The organism is Rhizomicrobium sp., assembly GCF_056722145.1.
In genome coordinates this window covers 1-11,193 of sequence record NZ_JBWZET010000179.1, presented here as the reverse complement: position 1 = coordinate 11,193, position 11,193 = coordinate 1, and the positions used below count along the sequence as shown (strand labels likewise).

Annotated in this window: 8 protein-coding genes; 3 read left to right on the top strand and 5 right to left on the bottom strand. The window is 63.8% G+C overall.

Features of this window, described 5'->3' with window-relative positions; genetic code table 11:
* Positions 1-489 precede the first annotated feature (489 nt).
* Complete coding sequence (locus AC1P6P_RS09525) at positions 490-2,241, bottom strand: HAMP domain-containing methyl-accepting chemotaxis protein (protein WP_481402203.1); 1,752 nt, start codon at positions 2,239-2,241, stop codon at positions 490-492.
* Between the two features lie 215 nt (positions 2,242-2,456).
* Between AC1P6P_RS09525 and AC1P6P_RS09520 the strand changes: the two genes are divergently transcribed.
* Entirely contained in the window at positions 2,457-4,400 is a 1,944-nt protein-coding gene (locus tag AC1P6P_RS09520; protein ID WP_481402202.1) for an alpha/beta hydrolase family protein, read from the top strand.
* Positions 4,401-4,454: 54 nt separating this feature from the next.
* On the opposite strand, the gene pntB is transcribed toward AC1P6P_RS09520, so the two are convergent.
* The 3 genes from pntB to AC1P6P_RS09505 form a co-directional block, all read right to left on the bottom strand.
* Positions 4,455-5,936, bottom strand: a complete 1,482-nt coding sequence (gene pntB, locus AC1P6P_RS09515) for a Re/Si-specific NAD(P)(+) transhydrogenase subunit beta (protein ID WP_481402201.1) — start codon at positions 5,934-5,936, stop codon at positions 4,455-4,457.
* A gap of 13 nt (positions 5,937-5,949) precedes the next feature.
* Complete coding sequence (locus tag AC1P6P_RS09510) at positions 5,950-7,503, bottom strand: Re/Si-specific NAD(P)(+) transhydrogenase subunit alpha (RefSeq protein WP_481402200.1); 1,554 nt, start codon at positions 7,501-7,503, stop codon at positions 5,950-5,952.
* A 273-nt stretch (positions 7,504-7,776) separates the two neighbouring features.
* The gene (locus AC1P6P_RS09505) at positions 7,777-7,932 is read right to left on the bottom strand and encodes an aa3-type cytochrome c oxidase subunit IV (RefSeq protein WP_481402199.1); all 156 of its coding nucleotides are present in this window, start codon (positions 7,930-7,932) and stop codon (positions 7,777-7,779) included.
* A 147-nt stretch (positions 7,933-8,079) separates the two neighbouring features.
* Between AC1P6P_RS09505 and AC1P6P_RS09500 the strand changes: the two genes are divergently transcribed.
* On the top strand, positions 8,080-8,700 hold the full coding sequence (locus AC1P6P_RS09500) for a hypothetical protein (RefSeq protein WP_481402198.1): 621 nt from the start codon (positions 8,080-8,082) through the stop codon (positions 8,698-8,700).
* A gap of 34 nt (positions 8,701-8,734) precedes the next feature.
* Here AC1P6P_RS09500 and AC1P6P_RS09495 read toward each other — a convergent pair whose 3' ends face one another.
* A complete protein-coding gene (locus tag AC1P6P_RS09495; RefSeq protein ID WP_481402197.1) occupies positions 8,735-9,715 on the bottom strand; it encodes an alpha/beta fold hydrolase in 981 nt (326 codons plus the stop codon).
* A gap of 320 nt (positions 9,716-10,035) precedes the next feature.
* Between AC1P6P_RS09495 and AC1P6P_RS09490 the strand changes: the two genes are divergently transcribed.
* The coding region (locus AC1P6P_RS09490; protein WP_481402196.1) for a sigma-54-dependent transcriptional regulator at positions 10,036-11,193 on the top strand (1,158 nt) is incomplete at its 3' end.

Here is an 11,193-nt window from a genome sequence, read left to right as displayed (position 1 = left end):
ATGGCGCCGCGGCGCTCGAGGAGCCAATTGAAATACTCCTCGGCTTTGACGAGATCGATGAGGTGGTTGGGTTCGAGGAACGATTCATAGCGCTGAAGCGCCACGATGAAGTCGAGGATCACCGGCTTGTCGTTCGGCAGCCGCGCCTCTCGGATGGTACACACGACGTCTGGTTTTCCTGGCCGTCCCGGCGGACGGGTTGCCGATCGAACGCGTCGTGGCGACGATCAGGCCCGTCACTTTGCTAAGTGGCAGGAGTCTAGCGGTCCAGCTGCGGCGGCTACAAGTCAGGGAAAAAGATAATTCGATGACACCGGTGCCTTGGCATGATGCGCAAGAGCACCGCAAACCCCTGTCCGACATAAGGGAAATCGGGCCGCCGCAAAACCGCCACGGAGGTTGCCGCGCCCTGTCGGCGAATTCATCGCAGGTTTTGACCAGTGGCAACACCGCCGAGGCGCACTGGTGCTGATTCTGTGTTCGAAGCCCTCAGGCGGCTATTCTCCCGCGCATCCCGGGGCGATCCTCCGCTCCAACGTGGAAGAAACCCACCAGATCCTTGAGGGCGGTCACCTGATCAAGCAGGCTGCGGGTTGCGGCAGTGCTTTGTTCGACCGTCGCAGCGGTATGCTGGGTCGACTGGTCCATCGACCCGACTGCGGCATTGACCTGTTCGATTCCCACGGCCTGTTGTTCGGCAGCTTGGGCGATCCCGGCGACAAGCGCATCGAGTTCTAGCACCCGCGCCGCGATGGCATTGAGCGTGGCTCCCGCCTCATCGACATCCTTGACGCCTTCGGTGATTTGATTGCCCGACAAGGCGATCAGTGCCTTGATCTCCTTGGCCGCCTCGCTCGACCGTTGCGCCAGGGCACGAACTTCCGCGGCGACCACGGCGAAGCCCCTGCCCGCTTCGCCAGCCCGTGCCGCCTCGACGCCGGCATTGAGGGCCAGGAGGTTTGTCTGGAAGGTGATCTCGTCGATCAGGCCGAGGATCTCCGAAATTTTCTTTGAGGATTCGGCGATGGCTCCCATCGCGCCGATGGCTGCGTCGACGACGTGGCTGCCGGCCTCGGCACCGCTGCGCGCTTCCACCGCCGCCGCCCGTGCCGACTTGGTGTTCACCGCGGCATGCTTGACGGTAACAGTGATCTGATCGAGCGCCGCGGCGGTTTCTTCCAGGCTCGCCGCGTCGCGCTCAGCCTGACACGACAGATCGTCGGCGGCCTTGGCGAGTTCTGCGGCGCCGTCGGCGATGTCGTCCATGCCGGCCAGCACGCGCCGCACCATGGCTTCGAGGTGAGCGATCGCGCCATTGAAATCCTCGCGCAACTTGACGAACGGGCCTTCAAGCGCGGTGGTGATGCGATACGCCAGATCACCCTTGGCGAGGTGATCGAGACCGGAACCGATGGTGGAGACAATCAGCGTGGTCTGTTCGGCCTTGGAGCGCTCGGCCGCCGCAAGCTGGGTCTTGAACGCCGCCATCGCACCGGCCAGTTTGCCGATTTCATCGGCGCGGTCGATTGCAGGAACGGGCGCGGCAAAGTCGCCTTTGGACAACCCGACCAGCGCGTCGGTGATGTTCGCAATCGGGCGTGAGACCGAGGACACGAGCATCCAGCCCGCCGCAATTGCCGCCAGAAGCGCTACGATCATGCCGATGACTATGCCAATTGTCGCCGAATCGGCGGCCCCCTGGGCGGCGGCACGGGCGGCCTGGGCGCCGCGGTCGTTGTAGTCGACGCAGGCGTTGATCGCATCACGCAAGTCCTGCGCCTTCCTGGTCACCGGCCCGGCCAGAAACTCTGACGCCGCATCCCGGCTACTGGACTTCGAGAGGGCGATCTCCTCGTCCATCATCGGCTTGTAGCTGTTCCAGATGTCGGCGACGCGGGACGCGAGCTCATGTTCTTCGGCACTTTCGATGCCGGCCCGGTACGTCGCGAGATGATGGTCGACGTCCCGTTCGAAACCGCGCAGCTTGTCGAGGGCGGCGGTCTTTTGCGTGTCGGTGGACACGACGAGGTAGTTGCCCTGCCAAGTGCGATAGCGCTGGATGGTGTACTGCAGGTCGCCCAGAGCACGCGTCGATGGCAGCCATTGGGTGGCCAGAGCGACCGCGCTGGCATTGGTTACCATCACGCGCTGCAGGCAGAACAGTCCTACCAGGACGGTCGTAGCCAGAACGCAGCCGAACGCTCCAAGGACCTTGGAGTTTAACGATGCATTGCGAAACATGTCTTCTCCCCCCGTGCGCGAACGCACGCCCAGGCGGAGACTGCTCCGCCACGGGTTACGGTTGTTCTAATTTTCGAACAATTGCCGGCCGGATCGAATGGTCGCGGCCCGCCGCTCCGACGTGCCGCGGGCGCTGCCAGGCCGTGAACCGGTTCCAAGTTTGTGCCATTATGGCGAGCCGCTTGTGCGGGCTGTATCAGCAAGGGGGGACAAAGATGATGCGGGGTTGGGCTGCGGCGGTGGCCGCACTGTTCGTGTGTACGGCGTGGGCGCTGGCGGCGCCCCCAGTTGAGGCGTTCGGCAATCTGCCGACCTTGGCGGAAGCGACGATTTCGCCGGATGGCAATACGCTGGCCTATGTGCGCGATCTCGGCGCCAAACGGGTCGTGGTCGCCCAGACGATCGCCGATCATGCGGTCGTCGGCATGGTCAATCTTGGTGATGCCAAGATGCGCGGCCTGCAGTGGGCCGACAACCAGACACTCGTGATCACCACCTCGGTCACCTCGCAGCCGAGGGGCATGATGGGTCATCGCCATGAGTATTTCATGTCGCAGACCTACAACGTCGTGACCAAGGTGCAGCGTGCGTTGCTCGAGCACGTCCGCGGCGGCGGCGGCGCCGACACGATGAACGTCGTTCTTGGCGAACCGCAGGCGCGCACGATTGACGGCAGGACGTGCCTGTTCGTGCGCGGCATCTATTTTGTCGGCAACGCCGGCTATCTGGCGCTGTTCCGCGTCGACGTCGAGGCCAATTTGACCGAGATGGTTTCGAACCCGCGCGACACCCGCGCCGAAGACTGGATCGTCGACGCCAACGGCAAGATCGTCGCCGAGGCGAGCTATGACGAGAACACCCAGCACTGGAAGGCCGACATCTTCAACGACAACGGTACGATCCACGCGCTCGACCTGCCGGCGCCAATCGCCTCGCCGCACCTCGAAGGCCTCAGCGAGGACGGAACCGCCGTGGTCGTGTACATTCCGAACGAAGCGGGGCTGCCGGACATCAAGCAGATCGCGCTCAAAGACGGCAGCGTCGCGCCGTGGCTGCACGCCGGCCAGGGTTTCAGCGACACCCTGACGTCGTCACGCACGGGCCGCATCATCGGCGTGTCGCACGTCTACGACCGCGACGACTACCAGTTGTTCGATGGCCGCGACGACCGCATGTGGCGGAGCGTCAAGGCGGCGTTCAACGACGCGATCAACATCAAGCTGGAAGGGTGGTCGGACGATCACGCCAAGGTCATCATCCATGTGTTCGGCCCGGCCTACGGCGACAGCTTCGCGCTCGTCGACATGACCACGCACAAGGCCGCCCCGATCGGGGCGACCTACAAGGGCGTCGACGAGATCGCGCCCAAGCGCTGGATCGAATACACCGCCGGCGACGGGCGCAAGGTCAACGCTTATCTCACCTTGCCCAACGGGCGCGACGCGAAAAACCTGCCGCTGGTCGTCCTGCCCCACGGCGGCCCGCACAGCCGCGACGAGCCGGGCTTCGACTGGTTCTCGCAGGCGCTCGCCTCGCGCGGCTATGCCGTGCTGCAGCCAGAGTTCCGCGGCTCCGACGGGTTCGGCCTGGAGCTGCTCCAGGCCGGCTTCGGCGAGTTCGGCAAGAAGATGCAGTCCGACCTGTCGGACGGCGTCCGCGCCTTGGCGGCACAAGGCATGATCGATCCCAAGCGGGTCTGCATTGTCGGGGCAAGCTATGGCGGCTATGCGGCGCTGGCGGGCGCCACGCTCGACACCGGCGTCTATCGCTGCGCCGTGTCGATTGCAGGCATTTCCGACATCCGTGCGCTGTTCCGCTATGAGCGCTGGCCGAACAGCGACGCCGAAACGCGCGGCGAACGCTTCTGGGATCGCTTCCTCGCCATCACCGACCTCAACGATCCCAAACTCGCCGACATCTCGCCGATCAAGCACATCGACAGGGTGACGATCCCGATCCTGCTGATCCACGGCAAGGACGATACCGTGGTGCCCTACTTCGAGAGCGACGACATGGCCGATGCGCTGAAAGCGGCCAAGAAGCCGTATGAGTTCGTCACCCTCAGCCACGAGGACCATTGGCTGTCGAAGAGCGACACCCGCCTGCAGATGCTGCAGGCGACGGTCAAGTTCCTCGAGACCTACAACCCGCCGAACTGACAAAAACCCCGCCGGATCGCTCCGGCGGGGTCTTTTTCAGGATGACGAAACTGCTCAGGCCTTGAGGGCGGCGAGCACTTCGTCGAGCATCTTCTTGGCGTCGCCGAACAGCATCCGGTTGTTCTCCTTGTAGAACAGCGGATTGTCGACGCCGGCGTAGCCGGACGCCATCGAGCGCTTCATCACGATCGAGGTCTTGGCCTTCCATACCTGCAGCACCGGCATGCCGGCGATCGGGCTGGTCGGATCGTCCTCGGCCGCCGGATTGACGATGTCGTTGGCACCGATGACCATCGACACGTCGGTCTGCGGGAAGTCCTCGTTGAGTTCGTCCATTTCCATGACGATGTCGTAGGGGACCTTGGCTTCGGCGAGCAGCACGTTCATGTGGCCCGGCATGCGGCCCGCGACCGGGTGGATGCCGAAGCGGACGTTGACGCCCTTTTCACGCAGGAACTTGGTGATCTCGTACACCGTGTGCTGCGCCTGGGCGACCGCCATGCCGTAGCCCGGAACGATGATGACGTTCTTGGCGTCCTTGAGCAGCTCGGCGGTTTCGACCGCGCTGATCGGCGAGACTTCGCCCTGCGGCTCGCCATCGGCCTTCTTCGCCGCGGTGCCGCCGCCGGTGCCGAAGCCGCCGGCGATCACGGCGAGGAACTTGCGGTTCATCGCTTTGCACATGATGTAGGACAGGATCGCACCCGACGAACCCACCAGGGCGCCGACCACGATCAACAGGTCGTTCGACAGCATGAAGCCGGTCGCCGCCGCTGCCCACCCCGAATAGGAGTTGAGCATCGACACCACCACCGGCATGTCGGCGCCGCCGATCGCCATCACCATGTGGATGCCGAACAGGAGCGCAATCGCGGTCATCACGATCAGCGGCACCAGCATATCGACCGACGGCGTGCCGGCCTTGATCGGGCCGTGCATGACGAAGATGTAGCCGTAGACGAGAACCACTGCGAGGCCGGCCAGATTGACCAGATGGCGCCCCGGCAGGATCACCGGCTTGCCGCCGATCTTGCCCGACAGCTTGCCGAACGCGATCACCGAGCCCGAGAAGGTGACGGCACCGATCAGGATGCCGACATAGATCTCGATCAGGTGGATCGTTTCGGAGGCCGCCAGGTCCTTGGGCAGGACGTCGAGCGGCGTCGTGTCGATGAAGCTGGCGAAGCCGATGGCACACGCCGCTAGGCCGACCAGGCTGTGCATGATCGCCACCAGCTCGGGCATCTGGGTCATCTTGACGACTTTCGCCGCGATGAGACCGATGGTGCCGCCGATCGCCATGGCGCCGATGATCCACGGCAGGCCGTGGAAGGCGACGATGGGCTGATCGGTGCCGGTGATGATGCGGCTGCCGAACACGGTGGCGACGACCGCGATGGTCATGCCGATGATGCCGAACCAATTGCCGCGACGCGACGTTTCCGGATTGGAAAGGCCGCCGAGGCTCATGATGAACAGGATGGTCGCAACGATATAGGCGACCGTCGTCAATGTTGCAGGAATAGCAAAGCTCATTGGTGCGGTCCCCTTATTTGTGGAACATCATCAGCATGCGCCGCGTCACCGCGAAGCCGCCGAAGGTGTTGATCGACGTCAGGGCGATGCCCGCGACGGCGACGTAGAGGATCACATCATCCATGCGCCCCTCGACGTGCGGCGGGGCGACCTGAAGCAAGGCACCGATGGTGATGATCGAGGAAATGGCGTTGGTCACGCTCATCAGCGGCGTATGCAGCGCCGGCGTGACGTTCCACACCACCATGTAGCCGACGAACACGGCCAGCACGAATACCGTGAAGTGTCCGATGAAGGCGGCCGGCGCCGTCATGCCGATCAGCGCGAACAGGCCGGCCGCCGCCAGGACCATGATGGCCTGGCCGATGCCGGACTTCTTCGGCTCTTCCTTGACGACCGGAGCCGCCGCGGGCTTGGGGGGCGGAGGCGCCGGCAGTTTCAGCGGCGGGGCCGGCCAGGTGATGTCGCCGTCCTTGATGACGGTGAAGCCGCGGATGGCATCGTCTTCCATGTTGACGACGATCTGGCCGTCCTTGGCCTTGCACAGTTCTTCGGTGAGCCGCAGCAGGTTGGTCGCGAACAGCGTCGAAGACTGCTTGGCAAGCCGCGACGCCAGATCGGTGTAGCCGATGATGGTGACGCCGTGCTTGACGACGGCCTTGCCGGGTTCGGTCAACTCGCAGTTGCCGCCCTGCTCGCCCGCCATGTCGACGATGACGCTGCCGGGCTTCATCGAGGCGACCATGTCGGCGGTGATCAGGCGCGGCGCCGGCTTGCCCGGAATGAGGGCGGTCGTGATGATGATGTCGACGTCCTTGGCCTGCTTCGCGTACATCTCGCGCTGGGCCTTCTGGAAGCCTTCGCTCATGACCTTGGCGTAACCGCCGCCGCCCGAACCTTCTTCCTCGTAATCGACTTTGACGAACTCGCCGCCCAGCGATTTGACCTGATCGGCGACTTCCGCGCGGGTGTCGTTGGCGCGGACGATGGCGCCGAGGCCGGCTGCGGTTCCGATCGCCGCCAGACCGGCAACGCCGGCACCGGCGATGAACACCTTGGCGGGCGCGATCTTGCCGGCGGCGGTGATCTGGCCGTTGAAATAGCGGCCGAACGCGTTGGCGGCCTCGATCACGGCGCGATAGCCGCTGATGCCGGCCATCGAAGTCAAGGCATCCATTTTCTGGGCCCGCGACAACAGGCGCGGCACCGCATCCATGGCGAGAACCGTGATCTTCTTGGCGGCCAGGGTCTGCATCAGGTCGGGATTCTGGGCCGGCCAGATGAAGCTGATGAGGGTCTGTCCCGCTTTCAGGAGCGCGATTTCGTTCGCGTCCGGGGCACGGACCTTGAAGATGATGTCGCTGGTCGCATAGAGCTCGGCGGCGGTCTGAATTTTTGCTCCGGCTGCGGCAAGCGCATCATCGTAGAAGCTGGCACCCTCCCCGGCACCCGTTTCCACCTGCACCGCGAATCCGAGCTTTATCAGTTTTTCGACGACGTCGGGCGCGATCGCGACGCGCTTCTCGCCGGCGTACGTCTCTTTTGGGATTCCGATTATTTGAGGCATGGTTCACGCATCTCGTTGGTTGATCGAGGGCAACGGGTCCCCCATACGGGCCACGGACTTGTGAGCAGATAAGGGCCGCCTTCACGCAGCAATAACCAGCCTTGCGGCCACTAACCGCCCCCAAATTTAGCCGCGGCGGGCATAACCCAATCATGTCCCATAGGCAACGCTGCCGCATGCGGCATTACACACCAATTGGTCGCGATTTTGGGGGTTCTTTGACATTTCGCAACCGCACCGAAACACAGTCTGTTTCGAATTCTTACGGACGCGTCAGCCGTGCGTGCGGAAGATGAGAAGCGCGATCAAAAATGCCGCCGTCGCCAGCGTGAACCAGCGCAGATGGGCGACGAACTTACGCCATGTCCGGAGCCGTTCGCCGATATCGGCGGTCACCGACACCTCGTCCGTCTCGTCTGTCGAGTCCATCCACCGGCTCCCTGGATCGGCGGCGACTATAGGCAAAGCTTGCGGAGCGGCAATGGCCGCGGCGCCACAACAGAATAATACAAATGTACAACCTCAAGTAGTCTAAGCTTCCGCTGCTGCTGCGTCGGCTTTCAAGCGGGAGGCGATATGTTCCGTAGGCGGATTATTCTGGCGGCACTCACGGCGCTCGCTCCGATCCTTCCTGCGGCTGCGGCCGAAGGCTCCTATTGGGATCGCAACAGCAGACAGTCGCAAAACTGGTCGGTATCGCTGTGGCTGGGTCCCAATGCGCGCAAGTTCGTCGGCGCCATCGTTCAGGACGGCTTCAACATGCAGTCGCGCGGCCTGGTCGCCGGCGTCGCGCTGAACCGCAAGCTCGTGCGCCTCGGCTCCGACATCTACATCGCTGCCGAGATCCAGGTGAACCAGACCTTCCTCGATCACCAGGACACGATCTTCGCCGGCATGCTGGGGCTGCAGTTCGACAATCTGTTCGGCTACGAGCGCACCAGTTTCGCCGTTTATACCGGCCCCTCCTACGATCTCGATCCGGCCTACGAGGTGATCTGCTACAAGCACCAGGTCTCGGCGACGCTGCGCAAGAAATTCCTCAACGAGGTGACGGCGGAATTCTCGTCGGGGCTGCCGTTCACCGAGAACTGGGACTGGGCGGCGCGGCTCTATCACCGCTCCGGCGTGTTCGGGCTCTATTCCCAAGGCGACGACGACGGCCTCGGCGTCGGGCTGGGCTTGCGCTACCACTTCTAAACCAGCAAACCCTCAATTGCCGGCCGGCCGCGTTTCAGAGTTCGGGCGGTTCGTCCGGCGAGCGCGACACTTCGGAATGGCGCCAGTCGGCGAGCAGCGCCCTTAAGGCCGCCACCAGCGCTAAAGGCTGGTCGAGCATGACGTGGTGTTGCGCCTCGGGGATTTCCACCACCGGGGCGGTGCGGCCGAGCAGGCTCGACATGAAATTCCCGATTTCGGGCGGCATCAGGATGGAATTCTCGCCGCGGAAAATCGCGATCCGGCACTTGGTGTCGCGCAAGCGCGCCTCCATGTCGCCGATCGAGAAATCGCGCCAGATCTGGGGATCGAACTTCCAGCGGAAGCCGCCTTCGACCTCGCGCAGCGACTGGCGGGCGACATGATCGAGCAGGAACAGGTTTTCGCACACCTGCGGCGGCAGCAGGCGGAAGCGTGCCAGCGCCCGCGCGATGGTGGGATAGTGGTGATGGGCGCGCGCCGTCAGCGGGGTGGAATGGACCCGGTCGGGCGGATTGACCGGGGCATCGAGAATGATCGAGCCGCCGAGGCGCTCGCCATACAACGCACCCGCCAGGATGGTGACGAAACCGCCGAAGGAGTGGCCGACAATCACCGGCGGCTCTTCCACCGACAACAGGCCGGAGTGCTCGGCGACCGCGAGCACCTCGGCGGCGAAGCCTTCCATCGAATAGCCGGCCGGGCGCCAGGCGGAATCGCCCATGCCGGACAGATCGGGCGCCACGACATGATAATCGCGGCTGAGGAACGGGGCGATGAAACTCCACCAGCCGGCGTGGGCGGCATTGCCGTGGACCAGCAACAGGCCCGGTTTACCGCGAGCGCCCCAGCTCAAATAGTGGATCGGCGCCCCTTCCACTTCGACGATATTGTCCTCCGGCGTGACCGCGATGGCGTCCTTGAACCACTGGGGCGAGGCCGGAACGGCCCCGTCGAGCGCGGCCAAAGGGGTCTGAAGCTCGGGAAAGTCGATGATCGTGGCAGGTTTGTCGCTCATGGCGAGAAGCTGGCACACAAGGATGGCTATCTCAAGACGGCCGTGATCGGCGCCAAATCCGCCACAGAATCGACACCTTGCCCGTTTCTGCGCCAGCCGCCCGGGACTGCGCCGGCCGTGGGGGAGCACCCAGGCGCGAGAGGAGAAAGGCGGCGCCAGCATCCGGCGTAAACTGACACCTTGTCAGCATTCGCGCCGAACCGATATTTACTGTATGTTTACTATACTAAGTCGGGAGGACTCTGTGCCGCAAAAGGACACATCTTAAACAGACCTTTACCCTCACCGGACCACATTGCGCCTCAACACTCGAGGACGTGATGGCCCAGACTATTCTCATCGTCGATGACGATCCGGTGCAACGGCGCCTGTTGGAAGCTGCGATCAGCCGTTCGGGCATGACCGTGGTGACCGCCCCCGGCGGCGGCCCGGCGCTCGATCTGGTGAACGGGCCCAAGGGCGACCAGATTGCGCTGATCCTGCTCGACCTCATCATGCCCGACATCGATGGCCTGGAAGTTTTGTCGAAGGTGCGCGTCTCCCATCCCGATCTGCCGGTGATCGTGTTGACCGCCAAGGGCGGCATCGACTCGGCGGTGGAAGCCATGCGCGCCGGCGCCAACGACTTTCTGGTCAAGCCCGCCAGTCCCGAACGCATCGCGGTGTCGATCCGCAACCAGCTCAAGATCGGCACGCTGTCGACCGAAGTTTCGCGCCTCAAGAAGAAGTCCGACAACCGCCTGGTGTTCGACGACATCATCGCCAAGTCCGACGAGATGAAGCAGGTCGCCCGCCTCGGCGTGCGCGCGGCGCAATCGACCATTCCGATTCTGATCGAAGGCGAATCGGGCGTCGGCAAGGAATTGGTGGCGCGCGCCATTCAGGGCTCATCGGACCGCGCCGGCCGTCCGTTCGTCACCGTCAACTGCGGTGCCATTCCCGAGAACCTGATCGAGTCGATTCTGTTCGGTCACGAGAAGGGTTCGTTCACCGGCGCCTCCGAACGCCATGCCGGCAAGTTCCAGGAAGCCGACGGCGGCACCCTGTTCCTCGACGAAATCGGCGAACTCCGGCTCGACATGCAGGTGAAGCTGTTGCGCGCGCTGCAGGAAGGCGAAGTCGATCCGATCGGCGCCAAGCGCCCGGTGAAAGTCGATGTCCGCATCATTTCGGCGACCAACCGCGATCTCGCCGAACTGACCAAGGAAGGCCGCTTCCGCGAAGACCTGTTCTATCGCCTCAACGTCTTCCCGATCTTCGTGCCGGCGCTGCGCGATCGCCGCGACGACATTCCCGCCCTCGCCCGCCATTTCATCACCCGCTTCGCGATCGAAGAGCACAAGCCGGTGGCCGGTCTGACACCCGAGGCCGCCGACCTGTTGGAACGCTATTCCTGGCCCGGCAATGTGCGCCAGTTGGAAAACACGATCTTCCGCGCCGTGGTGTTGTGCGACGGCTCGCTCTTGGATGTCTGCGAC

What these genes read in the sequence shown, in the direction of transcription:
- AC1P6P_RS09520 (WP_481402202.1), top strand. Translation starts at nt 2,457, where the DNA reads ATGATGCGGGGTTGGGCTGCGGCGGTGGCCGCACTGTTCGTGTGTACG.
- AC1P6P_RS09505 (WP_481402199.1), bottom strand. Translation starts at nt 7,932, where the DNA reads ATGGACTCGACAGACGAGACGGACGAGGTGTCGGTGACCGCCGATATC.
- AC1P6P_RS09500 (WP_481402198.1), top strand. Translation starts at nt 8,080, where the DNA reads ATGTTCCGTAGGCGGATTATTCTGGCGGCACTCACGGCGCTCGCTCCG.
- AC1P6P_RS09495 (WP_481402197.1), bottom strand. Translation starts at nt 9,715, where the DNA reads ATGAGCGACAAACCTGCCACGATCATCGACTTTCCCGAGCTTCAGACC.
- AC1P6P_RS09525 (WP_481402203.1), bottom strand. Translation starts at nt 2,241, where the DNA reads ATGTTTCGCAATGCATCGTTAAACTCCAAGGTCCTTGGAGCGTTCGGC.
- pntB (WP_481402201.1), bottom strand. Translation starts at nt 5,936, where the DNA reads ATGAGCTTTGCTATTCCTGCAACATTGACGACGGTCGCCTATATCGTT.
- AC1P6P_RS09510 (WP_481402200.1), bottom strand. Translation starts at nt 7,503, where the DNA reads ATGCCTCAAATAATCGGAATCCCAAAAGAGACGTACGCCGGCGAGAAG.